Origin of the sequence: Polaromonas naphthalenivorans CJ2 (assembly GCF_000015505.1) — a bacterium.
Lineage (GTDB): Bacteria > Pseudomonadota > Gammaproteobacteria > Burkholderiales > Burkholderiaceae_C > Polaromonas > Polaromonas naphthalenivorans.
In genome coordinates, this window is the sequence record NC_008781.1 from 2249657 (window position 1) to 2266218 (window position 16562).

The 16562-nt window shown below is 64.2% G+C and carries 17 protein-coding genes; 7 read left to right on the top strand and 10 right to left on the bottom strand.

Features of this window, described 5'->3' with window-relative positions:
• Positions 1-43: 43 nt before the first annotated feature.
• From benC to benA, 3 genes are read right to left on the bottom strand one after another with little or no spacing between them, the layout of a single operon-like run.
• Positions 44-1051 (bottom strand): benzoate 1,2-dioxygenase electron transfer component BenC, encoded by a 1008-nt coding sequence (benC, locus tag PNAP_RS10590; RefSeq protein ID WP_011801497.1) that lies wholly within the window; start codon positions 1049-1051, stop codon positions 44-46.
• 19 nt (positions 1052-1070) lie between these two features.
• Positions 1071-1559, bottom strand: a complete 489-nt coding sequence (gene benB, locus PNAP_RS10595; RefSeq protein WP_011801498.1) for a benzoate 1,2-dioxygenase small subunit — start codon at positions 1557-1559, stop codon at positions 1071-1073.
• A 10-nt stretch (positions 1560-1569) separates the two neighbouring features.
• On the bottom strand, positions 1570-2931 hold the full coding sequence (gene benA, locus PNAP_RS10600; RefSeq protein ID WP_041376657.1) for a benzoate 1,2-dioxygenase large subunit: 1362 nt from the start codon (positions 2929-2931) through the stop codon (positions 1570-1572).
• A gap of 422 nt (positions 2932-3353) precedes the next feature.
• Here benA and PNAP_RS10605 point away from each other — a divergent pair, with 422 nt between their 5' ends.
• Entirely contained in the window at positions 3354-4295 is a 942-nt protein-coding gene (locus PNAP_RS10605) for a LysR family transcriptional regulator (RefSeq protein WP_011801501.1), read from the top strand.
• Here PNAP_RS10605 and PNAP_RS10610 read toward each other — a convergent pair whose 3' ends face one another.
• The 5 genes from PNAP_RS10610 to PNAP_RS10630 all read right to left on the bottom strand — a co-directional run bounded on the left by PNAP_RS10610 (position 4296) and on the right by PNAP_RS10630 (position 8341).
• Positions 4296-4754: a bacteriohemerythrin gene (locus PNAP_RS10610; RefSeq protein WP_011801502.1), complete on the bottom strand. Its 459-nt coding sequence runs from the start codon at positions 4752-4754 to the stop codon at positions 4296-4298.
• Positions 4755-4862: 108 nt separating this feature from the next.
• Complete coding sequence (locus tag PNAP_RS10615; protein WP_011801503.1) at positions 4863-5777, bottom strand: catechol 1,2-dioxygenase; 915 nt, start codon at positions 5775-5777, stop codon at positions 4863-4865.
• Between the two features lie 64 nt (positions 5778-5841).
• A complete protein-coding gene (locus PNAP_RS10620) occupies positions 5842-6825 on the bottom strand; it encodes a tripartite tricarboxylate transporter substrate binding protein (RefSeq protein ID WP_011801504.1) in 984 nt (327 codons plus the stop codon).
• Between the two features lie 41 nt (positions 6826-6866).
• Positions 6867-7145, bottom strand: a complete 279-nt coding sequence (catC, locus tag PNAP_RS10625) for a muconolactone Delta-isomerase (protein WP_011801505.1) — start codon at positions 7143-7145, stop codon at positions 6867-6869.
• Positions 7146-7156: 11 nt separating this feature from the next.
• The gene (locus tag PNAP_RS10630; protein ID WP_011801506.1) at positions 7157-8341 is read right to left on the bottom strand and encodes a muconate cycloisomerase family protein; all 1185 of its coding nucleotides are present in this window, start codon (positions 8339-8341) and stop codon (positions 7157-7159) included.
• 124 nt (positions 8342-8465) lie between these two features.
• Here PNAP_RS10630 and cynR point away from each other — a divergent pair, with 124 nt between their 5' ends.
• Positions 8466-9344: a transcriptional regulator CynR gene (gene cynR, locus PNAP_RS10635; protein WP_011801507.1), complete on the top strand. Its 879-nt coding sequence runs from the start codon at positions 8466-8468 to the stop codon at positions 9342-9344.
• A 15-nt stretch (positions 9345-9359) separates the two neighbouring features.
• Here the strand turns inward: cynR and PNAP_RS10640 are convergent, their stop codons facing one another.
• Positions 9360-10130, bottom strand: coding sequence for an alpha/beta fold hydrolase (locus tag PNAP_RS10640; protein WP_011801508.1), 771 nt, complete (start codon positions 10128-10130; stop codon positions 9360-9362).
• Positions 10131-10238: 108 nt separating this feature from the next.
• Positions 10239-10748, bottom strand: coding sequence for a MarR family winged helix-turn-helix transcriptional regulator (locus tag PNAP_RS10645; protein ID WP_011801509.1), 510 nt, complete (start codon positions 10746-10748; stop codon positions 10239-10241).
• A 126-nt stretch (positions 10749-10874) separates the two neighbouring features.
• On the opposite strand from PNAP_RS10645, the gene badH reads away from it, so the two are divergent.
• The 5 genes from badH to PNAP_RS10670 all read left to right on the top strand — a co-directional run bounded on the left by badH (position 10875) and on the right by PNAP_RS10670 (position 16479).
• Positions 10875-11642: a 2-hydroxycyclohexanecarboxyl-CoA dehydrogenase gene (gene badH / locus PNAP_RS10650; RefSeq protein ID WP_011801510.1), complete on the top strand. Its 768-nt coding sequence runs from the start codon at positions 10875-10877 to the stop codon at positions 11640-11642.
• A 164-nt stretch (positions 11643-11806) separates the two neighbouring features.
• On the top strand, positions 11807-12589 hold the full coding sequence (gene badI, locus PNAP_RS10655; protein ID WP_011801511.1) for a 2-ketocyclohexanecarboxyl-CoA hydrolase: 783 nt from the start codon (positions 11807-11809) through the stop codon (positions 12587-12589).
• A gap of 17 nt (positions 12590-12606) precedes the next feature.
• Positions 12607-13764, top strand: a complete 1158-nt coding sequence (gene aliB / locus PNAP_RS10660) for a cyclohexanecarboxyl-CoA dehydrogenase (RefSeq protein WP_011801512.1) — start codon at positions 12607-12609, stop codon at positions 13762-13764.
• A gap of 33 nt (positions 13765-13797) precedes the next feature.
• Positions 13798-15441, top strand: coding sequence for a cyclohexanecarboxylate-CoA ligase (gene aliA, locus PNAP_RS10665; RefSeq protein WP_011801513.1), 1644 nt, complete (start codon positions 13798-13800; stop codon positions 15439-15441).
• A gap of 39 nt (positions 15442-15480) precedes the next feature.
• Positions 15481-16479 (top strand): Bug family tripartite tricarboxylate transporter substrate binding protein, encoded by a 999-nt coding sequence (locus tag PNAP_RS10670; RefSeq protein ID WP_011801514.1) that lies wholly within the window; start codon positions 15481-15483, stop codon positions 16477-16479.
• Positions 16480-16562: the final 83 nt, after the last annotated feature.

Consider the following 16562-nt stretch of genomic DNA (forward strand, 5'->3'; position numbering starts at 1 on the left):
GCACGGGCCGAATGGAAGGATGAACAACGCGAGAACAACGCGATCAGGCGCTGGCGGCGAATTTTTCGTAGTGGAAACTCGCCGGCTGAATGCCTTGTTCACGAATGAAGTGGTTGACCGCTTCGACCATGGGCGGCGGGCCGCACAGGTAGATGTCCACGTTGCCGTCGTGCAGATGGCCGGGCTCGATATGCTGCGTCACATAGCCTTTTTTCGGCTGGCTGCTCTCGGCGCTGGCGACGCAGGCGGCGAAGGTGAAGTTCGGGATGCGCGCCGCAAAGGCTTCGAGCTTGTCCATGTCCACCAGGTCGGCGTCGTGGGTTACGCCATAGATCAGGTGCAGCGGATGCGCGCTGCCCTGCTCGGCGATTTTCTCTAACATGGCGGTGAACGGCGCCAGACCCGTGCCGCCGGCCAGCATCAGCAGCGGCCGCTTGATGTCGCGCAGGTAAAAGCTGCCCAGCGGGCCGGCCAGCGTCATGCGCTCGCCGGGCTTGGCCAGGGCCGTCAGGTAGCTGCTCATCAGACCGCCGGGCACATTGCGGATCAGAAAGGACACCTGGCCGCCCTTGATCAGCGAGCTGAACGAATAAGCGCGGGTTTCAGTGCTGCCGGGCACCTGCAGGTTGACGTACTGGCCGGGCAGGAAAGCCAGCTTGTTCAGGGCGTCGCTCTGGATCGACAGGGAAATCGTGCTGGGCGAGAGCTGGCGCACCTCGCTGATCGCCGCGTCGTAGCTGGCCTGCTGGGTGCGGCAGACGCTGGACGAAGACGGCACGCGGACGACGCAATCGCTTTTGGCGCGCATCTGGCAGGTCAGCACGAAGCCTTGGCTTGCCTCGTCTTCGCTCAGCGCGTCCTCGATGTAGTCGCCCAGCGTGAACTGGCCGGACTCGGCAAAGCACTTGCAGGTGCCGCAGGCGCCATCGCGGCAGTCCAGCGGGAGGTTCACGCCCTGGCGGTAGGCCGCGTCGGCGACGGTTTCAGTGGGGGAAGCGTGAATGAAGCGGGTGACGCCGTCTTCAAACTGCAACGCGATATGGTGGCTCATGGTGGGTTTTCCTTTCCACTCAGATGTGATAGACGTCGATGACGTGGTGGATGTAGTCGTTTTTCAGCACGACGCGCTTGCGCTTGATCAGCGGCTGCGCGCTGGACACGTCGAGCGTGTAATGCGAGGTGCCGAAGTAGCTGTCCGTCATGCTGTAGCGGTAGCTCAGCGTGTTCCAGTTAAAGCGCACGCACACTTCGCTGCCGTCCTGCGACACGATCTCGACATTCGTGATCTGGTGGCCGGTGCGCGGCTCGGGCATGCTGGCCGCCGAACGCTCGGTCTTGATGCGGAACACGCGGTCTTCAAGACCGCCCCGGTTGGCGTAGTAGATCAGCGAGATTTCAGACTGCGGGTCGCGCGTCATCTCGCCGTCATCGTCCCAGGCGGGCATCCAGAATTCGGCATCCGGGGCATAGCAGGTCAGCCACTCGTCCCACTGCCTGTCATCGAGCAAACGGGCTTCGCGGTAGAGGAAGGCTTGAACTTGGTCAATCGTCATGGTCATGGCTTGTCCCTTAGGCTTTTTCGGAATCAACGGCAACGGCGCGCTGCATGGCTTCGAGCCAGTAACGGTGTTGTTCGGTGTACAGACCTTCGTCCTCGGTTTTGACACCGCTGAGCGTGGGGTGCAAATCGATTTCCTGGGCTGCGGCATCGGCGCCTTCGACCCAGTGGGTCGAACCACGGCACATGTCGTTCCAGGGCAGGTCGATGCCGGCGTAGCCTTGCTGGCAGGCGCGGAACTCTTCCAGATCGTCGGGCGTGGCCATGCCGGTGGCGTTGAAGAAGTCTTCGTACTGGCGCACGCGGCGGGTGCGCGCCTCGGCGGATTCGCCCTTGGGCGCGATGCAGTAGATAGTGACTTCGGTCTTGTCCACCGAGATGGGGCGCAGCACGCGGATCTGCGAGCCGAACTGGTCCATCAGGTACACGTTGGGGTACAGGCACAGGTTGCGCGAGTGGTTGATCATCCAGTCGGCGCGGGCCTGGCCGAATTTTTCAACCAGTTCGTCGCGAATGGCGTGGGCCGGACGGTCTTCCGGGTTGGCCCATTTGGTCCACAGCAGCATGTGGCCGTGCTCGAAGGAATAGAAGCCGCCGCCCTGCTTGGCCCAGCTGCCCGCGTCCATCGCCTTGACGTTGTCGCCGGCTTCGCTTTGCTTGCGGTGGTTGGTGGTGGCCGCGTAGTTCCAGTGCACCGAGCTGACGTGGTAGCCGTCGGCGCCGTTTTCGGTCTGCAGCTTCCAGTTGCCATCGTAGGTGTAGGTCGATGCGCCGCGCAGCACTTCCAGGCCCTCGGGCGACTGGTCAACGATCATGTCGATGATCTTGGTGGCTTCGCCGAGGAATTCGGACAGCGGCTTGACATCGTCGTTCAGGCTGCCAAACAGGAAACCACGGTAGCTTTCAAAGCGCGCGATCTTCTTCAGGTCATGGCTGCCTTCCTTGTTGAAGGACTCGGGGTAGCCCGCGTCGTTGCCGTCTTTCACCTTGAGCAGCTTGCCGCTGTTGTTGAAGGTCCAGCCGTGGAAGGTGCAGGTGAAGTTGGCCTTGTTGCCCTTTTTGCGGCGGGCCAGCGTGGCGCCCCGATGCGAACAGGCGTTGATGAGGGCGTTGAGCTGGCCCTGCTTGTTGCGCGTGATCACGATCGGCTGGCGGCCGATGGTGGTCGTGAAATAGTCGTTGTTGTCGGGAATCTGGCTTTCATGGGCCAGGTAAATCCAGTTGCCTTCAAACAGGTGCTTGACCTCCAGTTCGAACAGCTCGGGATCGGTGAAAGCGGCGCGGTTCAGGCGATAGATGTGCTGCTCTTTGTCTTCGACCAGCATGCCATCGAGTCGCGCCTGGACGCTGGAAGTGTGCGTAGGGGTGCTCATAAATAGTCTCCGTTCTTGTCTCGTTTGCATGGAACCCCTGCAACGATGCATTGACGATGCATCGCCACAGGAAAAAATTATGCGTTTTTGGCATGCAAGGCGATGCGGCCCGGAAACCTTGTCACAAGGCGATCAAGCCCCGGCTTCTGACCAACCCTCGCATTGCCCACACAGACGCACTGGATGCAGCGACGCATCGCCGCATAGATCAATTTTCTTGTTGCTTGTCTCTCTTTCCTTGCGAGAAAGAACCTTTGGCAACTGCGTCAACCCAGGGGTGGCGGGTCGGCAGCGCCCTGAAGGCAACCGGTAAGGCGGCACATCAGCAAGGTCTGTTTTTTTATTCTTGGGTCGATTCTGAAATAAAGTGGCCCGGATATCAAAGACCGTTTTAGACTCACTTCATACCTAAAAGGCATGCAATGGATTTTCGGCACTTCAAGTATTTCGTGGCCGTGGCAGAAGAGCGCAGCTTCACCCGGGCAGCCGAGCGGCTGCACATCTCGCAGCCGCCGCTGAGCCGCCAGATCCAGCAGCTCGAAGACGAGATCGGCATGAAGCTGCTGGAACGCGATGCCCGGCCGCTACGCCTGACCGAAGCGGGACGCTTTTTTTATGCGCGTGCCGTGCGCCTGCTGGAGCAGGTCAACGAGACCGTCACCATGACGCGGCGCATTGCCCAGGTTGAGCGGCGGCTGGTGATCGGCTTTGTGCCCTCGACCATGTACGGCGCGCTGCCGCGCATTGCCCGGCTGTTTCGCGCCGTCAAGCCGCAAACCGAACTGGTGCTGGTGGAAAAACTCTCGGTCGAACAAAACGAGGCGCTCAACGCCGGACGGATCGACGTGGGCTTTGGCCGCCTGCGGCTGGACGACCCGCGCGTCAAGCGCGAGGTGCTGCGCGAAGAGCCGCTGGTGCTCGCCATACCGGCCGAGCATCCGCTGGCCGGTGCCACCACGCCCTTGAGCCTGCTGGCGGCCGTGCCCTACACCCTGTTGATTTACCCCCGTTCACCCCGCCCTAGCTACGCCGACCAGGTGCTGTCGCTGTTCCGCGACAAGGGCGTCGAGCCGATGACGGTCCACGAGGTGCAGGAAATGCAGACCGCGCTGGGCCTGGTCGCCTCGGGCATGGGCTTGTGCGTGGTGCCTGCCAGCGCGCAACGGCTGCGGCGCGACGAAGTGGTCTATCGCCCGCTGCTGGAGCCCAGCGCGGTCTCGCCCATCATCATGTGTACGCGGCTGAACGACCAGTCGGAGGACATCGTGCTGCTGCGCTCGCTGATTGACGAGGTGTACCGCGCGCAGGCGGCCGAAAAACTGCTGGCCGATAGCCCGCCGCCGCCTGCCGGCGCCGAGGCTTGACTAGCGCAGGGACAGGCCGCGCCTGAGCACCACCGGCTTGCCGCCCATGGTCTTGCTGAACATCCAGTGCGCCAGGGCCGAATCGAGTTGGTCCGCATGCTGGGGGAACCACTGGGCCAGCTGCGCCACCAGGTCGCGGCAGATCGCCACGTCGCCCTGCGCCAAGAGCGCCTGCACTTCCTCGACCGACTGCATCACCGCCGCATGCTCGTCCATGTGGCACTCCCGGGGCGGAAATTCGGTGCTCACCATCCATTCGTTTTCCATCTCAAAATGATGTTGCAGATGAACGGAAAACTGCGCCAGCAAGGCCGGCAGCGCGGCATCTTCGGCGCGCTGCATCTGGCCCATCAGGTCAACGAATTCCTGGTGCACCTCGTCAATGGGCGTGTAGCCCAGCAGGAACTGGTCGCTCCATTGCAGGGATCCGGAAGCGTCAAGGGGTTCAGTGGGGGTCATGGTCAATGCCTCGAAGTTTGCGCTGAGTTTCGACAAAAAAGCCGCTCTCTTTCGAAGGCGGCTTTTTATTCATTCAGGCCGCCTCGCGCCTGATGGCTGCACAGGCGATCAGGCGGTAACGCGCGCCATGCGGGCGGCAGGCGAAGCCTCGCTGTCGTTCAGCGCTTGTTGCAGGACAAAATTAAAGCGCGAACGGGTGAACGGCTCGCTGATGCCCAGCGACTCGTAGCCAGCAGGGGCGACGTTCTTTTCGATCTCGATGATCAGGCCGTCGCGCGTGGCGAAGGCGAAGTCGTCATCGATGTAGGTGTCGCCGGGAATATTGACCTGCGTGGTCAGCGTGCGCAGACCGGGCGCCACCACCAGGAAGTGGATGTGCGCGGGGCGGTTGCCATGGCGGCCCAGCGCCGTGAACAGTTCGGCCGTCGGGCTGTTGGGCGGAATGGCGTAACCCGGTGGCAGGAAGGAGCGGAAACGGTAGTTGCCTTTGGCATCGGTCTCGATATGGCGACGCAGCTCGTAGGGCTGCATGCCAGGGAAGAAGTGCGAATAGCCGCCGACTTCGTTGGCATGCCACACGTCCATCTGAGCGTGCGCCACGGGCTGGCCATCTGTGTCGAGCACCTGGCCTTCCATCACGAACACTTCGCCCTTGGGCTCGCCAGCGTCCAGGCGCGCTTCGACCTTGAAAGAGGGCGCGCCAGCCACGAACAGCGGGCCTTCGATGGCGCGCGGCGTGCCGGCGGCGCGGCCGGCCTTCTGGTCGGCTTCATCCATGCGGATGTCCAGCAGGCGGTCAAAACCCAGGCCGGCGGTGATCAGGCCGACCTGGCCGCCCTGGGCCAGGCGGTTGAGCCAGTCCACGGCTTTCCAGAACTCGTCCGGGCTGACATCGAGTTCGTCGATGGTCTTGAACAGGTCGCTGACGATGCGTGCGGTGAGCTGGCGCACCCGCGCGTCGCCGGGGGCGGTGTGCTTGGTGTTGACGATGTCCAGCAATTGCTGTTGGTTGAGTTCAGTCATGAAATGTCTCCTCGTTGTGGGATGGTGGGTGGGATAAAAAAAGCGGGCAGTCCCGCGGTGGGGATCAGTCCAGCTTGATGCCGCGCTCGGCGATCAGCTTGCTCCAGCGGGCTGATTCGCGCGCCAGGTGCGCGGCCAGCTCGTCAGGCGTCGAGCCGACGGGTTCGGCGCCAATGGATGCAAAGCGGGCGCGCACATCGGGCTGCTTCATGGCATCAAGCAAGGCGGCGTTGAGCCTGGCGATCACCGGTTTGGGCGTTGCGGCCGGCATGAACACAGCAAACCAGGGCGACACTTCGTAGCCGGGCAAACCGGCTTCGGCCAGCGTGGGCACATTGGGCAGGGCGCTGGAGCGCTTGGCCGTGGTCACGCCCAGCGCGCGCAGCTTGCCCGACTCGATGTGGGGCCGGGCCGAAGAGATGCTGTCAAACATATAGTTGACTTGGCCGCCCAGCAAGTCCGCCACGGCCGGTCCGCTGCCCTTGTAGGGAACGTGCAGCATGTCGATTTTTGCCAGCGAAGTGAACACTTCCCCCGCCAGATGGATCGAGGTGCCGTTGCCGGCCGAGGCATAGCTCAGCTTGCCGGGCTCCTTTTTGGCTGCGGCAATCAGGTCGGCCACGATCTTGACGTTGGGCTGGGTCGAATTGGTCACCAGCACGTTAGGCACCACGGCCAGCAGGCTGACCGGGGCAAAGTCCTTGACCGGGTCGTAGCTGAGCTTGCCGTACAGCGGCTTGTTGGTCGCCATGCCGATGGAGGTGATCATCATGGTGTAGCCGTCGGCGGGCGCCTTGGCGACAAAATCGGCACCGATGTTGCCGCCCGCGCCGGGCTTGTTCTCGATGACGAAGGGCTGGCCCAGCGTTTTGCCGGCTTTCTCGCCGAGCGTGCGGGCAATCGCGTCCATGGCGCCGCCCGGTGGGAAGGGCACGATCCAGCGGATCGGCTTGCTTGGCCAGTCGGCACCGGCAGTCTGCGCGTGGGCGGCCGGCGCGGCGGCCAGGGTGATGCCAGCAGCAAGCAGGGTAAGCAGTTGGGTTTTCAAGGTTTTGTCTCCGTACGTTTTTTTGGAATGCGGTATCAAGCTCAGGCAATGGCCGAGGGGTGGGCTGCCAGCGGCGTCACGTCGATCTTCATGAACGGGAACAGGGGCAGGCCTTGCAGCAGCTGGTGCAGCTCGTCATTCGACGACACATCGAAAATGCTGTAGTTGGCATATTCGCCGACCACGCGCCAGATGCTCTTCCAGCGGCCGTCGCGCTGCAGGTCTTGTGAATAGGCCTTTTCGCGGGCCTTGATCTCGTTGGCCTCGTCGGCGGGCAGATCACGCGGGATGTTCACATCCATACGAACTAAAAACAGCATGCGGTAGCTCCTTAAAGAGTAGCGGCGCGGTGGCCGAGGTCGATGTGTACTTGCGCCTGGCCGGTACGGGCGCGGTCAAAACGATTGAGCTGGGCCATGTCCACCTCGACGCCAAAGCCGGGGCCATCGGGCAACTGCAGCTCGAAGTCGCGAATCGCCATGCGTTCGGTGACGAGGTCGTCCACTAGCAGCTGCGGGCCAAACAGCTCGCAGCCGTGGTGCTGCGTGCCCAGCGTGGAGAACAGGTGCGCGGAGGCCGCGCTGCCGATGGAAGTTTCCAGCATGGTGCCGCCGTACCAGCCGATGTCGGCCGCGTCGGCCACGGCCGCCACCTGGCGCGTGCGCAGCAGGCCGCCATGCTTGGCCACCTTGAGCGAGAACACATGGCAGGCCTGGGCGCGTGCCAGCAGCATGGCGTCCTGCGGGGTGCAGACGGTTTCATCGGCCATGATGCTGGCACGGTTGCCCAGCGTGGCAGTCAGCGTCTTGAGCGCTTCCACGTTCCACCTGGCCACGGGTTGCTCGATCAGGGTGACGCCGGCATCAATCAGTTGCGGCAGGTAGCGGCGCGCGGTGCTGCCGTCCCAGGCCTGGTTGACATCGACCGTCAGCGTGGCCCGGCCTGCCAGGCCGCGCGCGATTTGCGACACATGGGCCACGTCCTGTGCCGGACTGCGGGCGCCGATCTTCATCTTGAAGATGCGGTGGCGCTTTTGCTCCAGGCGCAGCTGGGCTTCTTCGAGGTCACGGTCCACGTCGCCGCTGGCCAGCGTCCAGGCCAGGGGCAGGCTCTGGTGGCGCTTGCCGCCCAGCAGTTGCCAGGCCGGCAGACTCAATGAGCGCGCCACGGCGTCGATCAGCGCCATTTCCACGGCGCTCTTGGCAAAGGCGTTGCCCTTGCAGGCCAGGTCCATGCGGGTCAGCGCGGTTTCAAAGCAGGCGCCGTCCTGGCCCAGCAGCGCGGGTGCAAGGTAGGCGCTGATGGCATGCTGGATGCCTTCGGGCGACTCTTCGTTCCACGACGGCCCGCCAATGGTGGCCGCCTCGCCGAAACCGCAAGCGCCGTTGGCCAGCCAGAGCTGGACAATGACGGGACTTTGGCGGCTGATTGAGCCAAACGACAGCTTGTGCGGACGGATGGTGGGAATGTCCAGAATCCGCGCCTCGATGCGCTCAATCGGAAAACGACTCGTCATGGATGTGACCCTTGCTTCGGAAGTGAAAAACAGCTGAAGATTAAGGGTAAACAAGACCCGCTTCCAATGATTTATTTGGAACAAATCGTTCGATACATTCGAACGATTGAAGTACGATGAGCGGATGGAAATCCGCCAACTCCGCTACTTTCTCGACATTGCCCAGACCGAGCACCTGACGCAATCGGCACAAAACCTGTTCGTGACCCAGTCCACGCTGTCGCACGGCCTGCGCCAGCTGGAGCAGGAGTTGAACGTGACCCTGTTCGACCGGCTGGGGCGGGGCCTGAAGCTGTCGCAAGCCGGGGCCGAATTTCGCGTCTATGCCACCCGTGCCTTGAAGGAAATCGAGGCCGGCCGCATGGCGCTGGCCGACCTGAGCGGGCTGCAGTCCGGCAAGCTGACGGTGGGCGCCTTTCCGACTTTCCTGAACACGGTGGTGCCGGCCACGGTGGCCGCCTTCAGCCAGGCGCACCCTCGGGTGATGGTGGAGGTGCGCGACTTGCGCGCCGGCTCGATTGAGGCTTTGCTGCTGCGCGGCGAGCTGGACCTGGGCATTGCCTTTCACCCGACCGAACACGAGGAGATCGAGACCGAGCCGCTGTTCGACGAGCGCATGCTGCTGGTGGTAGGCGCCTTGCATCCCTTGGCGGGGCGACGCAGCCTGGCCATGAAAGCGCTGGCGGGCATGCCGCTGGCGCTGTTGCCGCGCAGCTTTGCCACGCGCCGGCTCATTGACGCCAGCCTGCGTCAGGCCGATGTGGCGCCGACGGTCAGGGTGGAAATGGATTCGGTGGAAGCCTTGCTGGGCGTGTGCCGCCACAGCGACCTGGCGAGCATCGTGCCCGAACGCGCCGCGCGGCAGGCGCCGGATCTGCACGCCATCGCGCTGACCGAGCCGCAGATGGTGCGCCACGCTGGCATTTTGTGGCGGCGCGGTGCCTCGCGCAGCGCGGCGGCGCGGGCCTTTGCGGCCCTGCTGCTCACAACGCCGCTGCGCTGAGGCGGCGGGAAGGTTTTACAGCGCCTGCCAGAAATCAAGCAGCAGCCGGGCAAAGGCCTCGGGCTGCTCCACCGCGCTCAGGTGCGCAGCGTCCAGGCTTTGCAGCTGCGCGCCCGCAATGCCCTTGGCAATCGCCTGCGACATGGCGGGCGGCGTGGCTTCGTCACGGCTACCGGCGATCACCAGCGTCGGACAGGTGATGCGGGCGTTGCCGGCATCCAGGTCGATATGCATCACGGCGGCGCAGGCCTCGGCGTAAGGCCCGGGCGCGGTCGCTTCCAGCACCTTGCGCAGAGCGGCCACGCGGGCGCAGCCGCCGTTCGCATCAGCGCGAAACTCCGGCGTGAACCAGCGCTGCATGGCGCCTTCGGCAATCGGCGACACGCCCTGGGCCAGCACGGTGTCGATGCGCGCTTGCCACATGGCCCGGGCAGCATCGTCGTAATGACTGGCCGAGTTGGCGATGACCAGGCTGCGTACCCATTGCGGGTGGCGCGCACCCAATGCCTGGGCGGTCATGCCGCCCAGGGACAGGCCGACGAAATGCACCGGATCGGTGGCTTGCGTGCGAATCAAGTCCGCTGCATCGTCGGCCAGGTCGTCAATGGTGTAGGCGCCAGCGGCGGCGGCAGAGCGGCCATGGCCACGGTGGTCATAGCGCAGCACCGTGTAGCGATCCTGCAGCGCGGCGGCCACGCCGTCCCACATGGTCAGGTCGCAACCCAGGGCGTGGCTCAATACCACCAGTGGGCCTTGGCCTTGTTTCACAAAATGAAGTTGCGGCATGCGTGTGTTCCTGCTGGTTTAAAAAGGTCGGTATTGTGCCTGTTTGTCCGCCGCCAGACGTACAAGGCTTCCAAGGCATTTCTGGCTTGGGAAGGCAGGTCACCCTGATCAGGGTTCATTCGTCTGGGTGGGTTCTTTGTCGTCATCAAGACGCTTCATGTTCTCCAGCAGCTTGAGCAGGTAGTGCAGCGTATGGGTGAGGTCGTTGGTCGAAAAACCTTCCAGTGCCTGCTCGTAATAGTCATGAATCTTGGGCTGCGCCTTCACGGCCCAGACCTCCCGGCCTGACGCCGTCATCGTCACCAGGCGCGAACGGCGGTCGCGCCCATCGGGGGCAGTGCAAATATGCCCGTCGCGCTCCATCCGGCTGATCAGCCCCGCCAGGTTCTGGCGGCTCACCATCAGGTAGCGGGCCAGATCCCCGACGCTCATGCCGCCCTCGGCTTCCGGCCGCGACAAGGCGCCCAGCACCGCCCACTGCTGCGTGGTCAGGCCTTCGGCCTCTACCGCGCGCGTCCCGGTTTTATGCAACATATTGGTACATTGATACAAGCGAAAGAACAACCTGTTGGCCAGTTCCGTCCGCACAGAAACAGCATTTTCATTAGGGTAAACCATATAAATTCCATACAAAAATACGCTTGCACTAAAAAATTCTTCAGCCTAATATATAGCAATGTATTGTCCTAAATACCCAGGCCAATGCAGCAAGCATACCAACCTCAACGACAGATGGAGAGAAGCATGAAGAAACTGAAAAACAAGACGGTCATCGTGACTGGCGGCGGCGGCGGCATTGGCGGCGCGACCTGCCGTCGTTTTGCCGCTGAAGGCGCCAAGGTCGCCGTGTTCGACATGAACGTCGAAGCGGCCCAGCGCGTGGCGGACGAGATCAAGGCCGCTGGCGGCATCGCCCAGGCCTTCAAGTGCAACATCACCGACCGCGCCGAAGTCGATGCCGCCGTGGCGGCCGCCGAAGCGGCTCTTGGCCCCATCGCTGTCTTGGTGAACAACGCCGGCTGGGACGTCTTCAAGCCCTTCGTCAAAACCGTGCCGGCCGAGTGGGACAAGCTGATCGCCATCAACCTGACCGGCGCGCTGCACATGCACCACGCGGTGCTGCCGGGCATGGCCGAGCGCAAATACGGCCACATCGTGAACGTGGCGTCCGACGCCGCGCGGGGCGGCTCTTCCGGCGAGGCCGTTTACGCCGCCTGCAAGGGCGGCCTGGTGGCCCTGTCCAAGACCCTGGCGCGTGAACACGCCCGCCAGGGCATCACCGTCAATGTGGTGTGCCCCGGCCCGACCGACACCGCCCTGCTCGCTGGCGTGGCCGAAGGCGCCCGCGACCCGGCCAAGCTGATCGAGGCGTTCAAGAGCGCCATCCCGCTGGGCCGCCTGGGCCAGCCCGACGACCTGGCCAGCGCCATCGTTTTCTTCGGCAGCGACGACGCAGCCTTCATCACCGGCCAGGTCATCAGCGTGTCGGGCGGCCTGACCATGCACGGATGAGCCCCCACGCTCCCCACTTCGTGTGGTTCGCTGCCCCCGAGGGGGCCGCTGCGCCTGCGGCCCCTGCTGGCTAGGGATTGCCCCATCCCACGCCTGGTGAGCTGCCCGACGCGGCGGCTTTTGCATCGCTAATTTTTAACTTCCCCAACCCACAGGAAATCATCATGACATTCGAAGACATCCTTTACGAAGTACGCAACGGCGTGGCATGGATCACGATCAACCGGCCGGAGAAAATGAACTCGTTCCGGGGCCAGACCTGCGACGAAATCATCAAGGCGCTGAACAAGGCCGGCTATGACAAGGACGTGGGCGCCATCGTGCTGGCCGGCGCTGGCGACCGGGCGTTTTGCACCGGCGGCGACCAGTCGGCCCACAGCGGCAACTATGACGGGCGCGGCACCATCGGCCTGCCGATGGAAGAGTTGCACACCGCCCTGCGCGACGTGCCCAAGCCGGTGATTGCCCGCGTGCAGGGTTTTGCCATCGGTGGCGGCAACGTGCTGTGCACGATCTGCGACCTGACGATCTGCTCCGACAAGGCCCAGTTCGGCCAGGTCGGCCCGAAGATGGGTTCGGTCGATCCCGGCTACGGCACGGCGTTCCTGGCTAGAGTGGTCGGCGAGAAGAAGGCGCGCGAGATCTGGTACCTGAACCGCCGCTACTCGGGCGCCGAGGCCGTCGCCATGGGCCTGGCCAATATCTGCGTGCCGCACGAGGAACTCGACGCCACCGTCCAAAAGTGGGGCGAGGAAATCTGCGAGCGCAGCCCGACGGCCCTGGCCATTGCCAAGCGCAGCTTCAACGCCGACACCGCCCACCAGAGCGGCATCGCCGGACTGGGCATGTACGCGCTCAAGCTGTATTACGACACCGAAGAGTCGCGTGAAGGCGTCAATGCGCTGAAGGAAAAGCGCAAGCCCGACTTCCGCAAGTTCGCCAAGTAAGCCACTGGAGATCCGTGATGAACCCGAACCCCTATATCGACGAAGACCTGCAGGCGCTGGCTGAGCACGCACGCCGCTTTGCCACCAAACGTGTCGCACCCGGCTTCTTGGAGCGCGACCAGACGCGCGTTCTGGACCGAGCGCTGCTGCGCGAGATGGGTGAACTCGGGTTCATTTGTCCCGAGCTGCCCGAAGCGTTCGGCGGCCAAGGCATGGGCTGCCTCGCTGCTGGCGTGATCCACGAGGAAATCGCCCGCGCCGACCTGAGCTTTTCCTACCTGAACCTGCTGGCGTCGCTGAACGGCCAGATCCTGTCCAAGTACGGCAACCCCGAGGTGGTCAAGCCCTGGCTGCACAAACTCACCCAGGGCGAGGCCATTTGCGCCATCGCCCTGACCGAGCCGCGCGGCGGCTCCGACGCGGCCAACCTGCGCCTGCGCATCGAGCGCGACGGCGATGAATATGTCATCAACGGCGAGAAGACCTCGATCTCGGCGGCCGACCAGGCCGACATCACGGTCGTGTTCGGCCGCACCGGCAAGCCCGAGGACGGCGCCCATGGCGTGACCGCGCTGCTGGTGCCGATGGACTTGCCCGGCCTGAGCACCAACCGCTTCGACTGCCATGGCCAGCGGGCCATCGGTCGCGGCTCGATCTTCTTCGAGAACGTGCGCGTGCCCGTCAGCCACCGGCTGGGCGACGAGAACAAGGGCTTCGTGCAGGTGATGCACGGCTTTGACTTCTCGCGCTCGCTGATCGGCCTGCAGGTGCTGGCCGTGGCCCGCGTGGCCCTCGATGAAACCTGGGAATACATCACCCAGCGCCAGGCCTTCGGCCAGCCGCTCTCAAGCTTCCAGGGCGTGACGCATCCGCTGGCCCAGTTCGACACCGAAGTCGAAGGCGCCCGCCTGCTGTGCCTGCAGGGCCTGTGGCTCAAGGACAAGGGTTTGCCGCACACGGCGGAAGCCGGCATGGCCAAGTGGTGGGGACCCAAGCTGGCCTACGACGTGATCCACCAGTGTCTGTTGTGCTTCGGCCACGGCGGCTACGACCGAGGCCTGATGGAGCAGCGCCTGCGCGACGTGCTGGGCTTCCAGATCGGCGACGGCACGGCCCAGATCATGAAGACCGTCATTGCGCGCGTGCGCGCCGGACGCAAGTTCGTGCCAGCCTGAGCCCAGCACTAAAAAACACAAGGAGACAAGACCATGGAATTCGACCCCGTCCTGATCGCGCCCCGCCGGGCGCAAAGCGTGGCCCAGGGCTTCTGGCACGACCGCACCATCAATGATGAGCTGGACGCCTGCGTGGCCACTTGCCCGGACAAGCTGGCGCTGACCGCCATGCGGGCTGAAAGCGGCGCCACCACGCGCTTCACCTACCGCGAACTCGCCACCATGGCGGATCGCGTGGCCGTCGGCCTGACCCGCCTGGGCGTGGGCCAGAGCGACGTGGTGGCCTGCCAGCTGCCCAACTGGTGGCAGTTCACCGTGACCTACCTGGCCTGCTCGCGCATTGGCGCGGTGATGAACCCGCTGATGCACATCTTCCGGGAGCGCGAGCTGTCCTTCATGCTCAAGCACGGCGAGGCCAGGGTATTGATCGTGCCCAAAGTGTTTCGCGGTTTTGACTTCGAGCAGATGGTGACCGCGCTGCAGCCCAGCCTGCCCGAGCTGAAGCAGATCGTGGTGGTCGATGGCAGCGGCGCCAACAGCTTCGACGCGCTGCTGAGCGGCCCGGCCTGGGAAGACGCCGCCGATGCACAGGACATCCTGACGCGCCACCGGCCCGGCCCCGACGACGTGACGCAGCTCATCTACACCTCGGGCACCACGGGCGAACCCAAGGGCGTGATGCACACGGCCAACACCACCATGGCCAACATCATTCCCTACGCCGAACGCCTGCGGCTGGGCGCCGACGACGTGGTGCTGATGGCCTCGCCGATGGCGCACCAGACCGGCTTCATGTATGGCCTGATGATGCCCATCATGCTGCGCGCCAGCGCCGTGCTGCTCGACATCTGGGAGCCGCTCAAGGCCATAGCCCTGATTCGCGACCAAGGGGCGACCTTCACCATGGCCTCGACCCCTTTTCTCACCGACCTGGCCCGCACTGTGGCCGAGTCCGGCAAGGCCGTGCCGACGCTGCGCACCTTTCTGTGCGCCGGCGCGCCCATTCCCGGCGCGCTGGTCGAGCAGGCGCGGCGGGTGCTGGGCACCAAGATCGTGTCGGCCTGGGGCATGACCGAAAACGGCGCTGTCACCCTGATCAACCTTGACGACGATGACGAACGCGCCTTCACCACCGACGGCTGTCCGCTGCCGGGCGTGGAACTCAAGGTGGTCGATGGGGACGGCAGCGCGCTGCCTGCGGGCCAGGCCGGCCGGCTGCTGGTGCGCGCCTGCTCCAACTTTGGCGGCTACCTCAAGCGCCCGCAGCTGAACGCCACCGATGCCGACGGCTGGTTCGACACCGGCGACCTGGCCCAGCTGGACGGGCAAGGCTACGTCCGCATCACCGGCCGCAGCAAGGACGTGATCATTCGCGGCGGCGAGAACATTCCGGTGGTCGAGATCGAGTATCTGCTGTACCGGCATCCGGCCATCGCCATGGCGGCCATCGTGGCCTATCCGGACGAACGGCTGGGCGAGCGCGCCTGCGCCGTGGTGGTGCCCAAGCCGGGCCAGAGCATCGACCTGCCCTCCATCGTTGAATTCCTGAAATCCCAGAAAGTCGCCGTGCAGTACATGCCCGAGCGGCTGATCGTGCGCGATGCCATGCCGTCCACGCCCACCGGAAAAATCCAGAAGTTCAAGCTGCGCGACATGCTTCAGGGCGGCACGGTTTAAAGCATCCCTCCCCCACAACGACACCCAGGAAACAAGACCATGTTCACTTCCCCCCAGCCCCTGCTGCGCCGCCGCCTGATCCAGGCGGCCACCGCCACCGTCTGCACCTTCGGCCTGGCCGGCACAGTCCTGGCCCAGGCGCCGGCCTGGCCCGCCAAACCCATCCGGATCGTGGTCGGTTTCGCCCCCGGCGGCACGACCGATGTCATGGCCCGGGTCATGGCCCAATCCCTCGGCGAGGCACTCAGACAAACCGTGCTGGTGGACAACAAGCCCGGCGCAGGCGGCAATGTGGCGGCTACCGAAGTCATTCGCGCGCCGGCCGACGGCTACACCTTCCTGATTGCGCCGACCTCGGTCGAGACGGCCAACCCTTTTCTCTTCAAGCAGACCATCAGCCCGGCCAAGGACCTGACCCCCGTGGCCGGCGTCGGACGCAGCCAGATGTACCTGGTGGTCAAGCCGCAGTCCACCTTCAAGGACGCCAGGGAATTCGTCGCCTATGCCCGGGCCAACCCGGGCAAGCTGTCTTATGCCTCGGCCGGCCCCGGCACGCCGCCGCATCTGGCCGCCGAGATGTTCAAGCGGGTGACCGGCATTTTTGCCACCCACATTCCGTACCGGGGCGCCGCGCCGGCCTTGCAGGACGTGATGGCCGGCCAGGTGGACTATGTGATGGATCCGGGCATTGCGTTTCCGCATGTGCGTTCGGGCAAGGTCCGCATGCTGGCGGTGGCCGGGGCCAATCGTTCCTCTTTTTTCCCCGATGTGCCGACGCTGGCCGAACTCGGCTTCAAGGGCGCCGAACTCGATATCTGGTTTGGCATGTGGGCGCCCAACGGCACGCCGCCCGACATCACCGCCCGCATGGTGCGCGAAGTGGCCAAGGCCTTGAGCCTGCCAGCGACCAAGACCCGTTATGAATCGCTGGGCGCCGAGCCGGTCGGACTGGGCAACGCCGAGTTCAAGAGCCTGCTGACCAGCGAAACCAAAATGCTGTCCGCCCTGATCAGGGACAGCAAGATCAACGTGGATTGACCCCACAACACGATTTCAGGCATCGAACAGGCCGTTTGCGCATGCTGTGTATGCGCAAGCAGCTATTGATTTAATAGCACCTT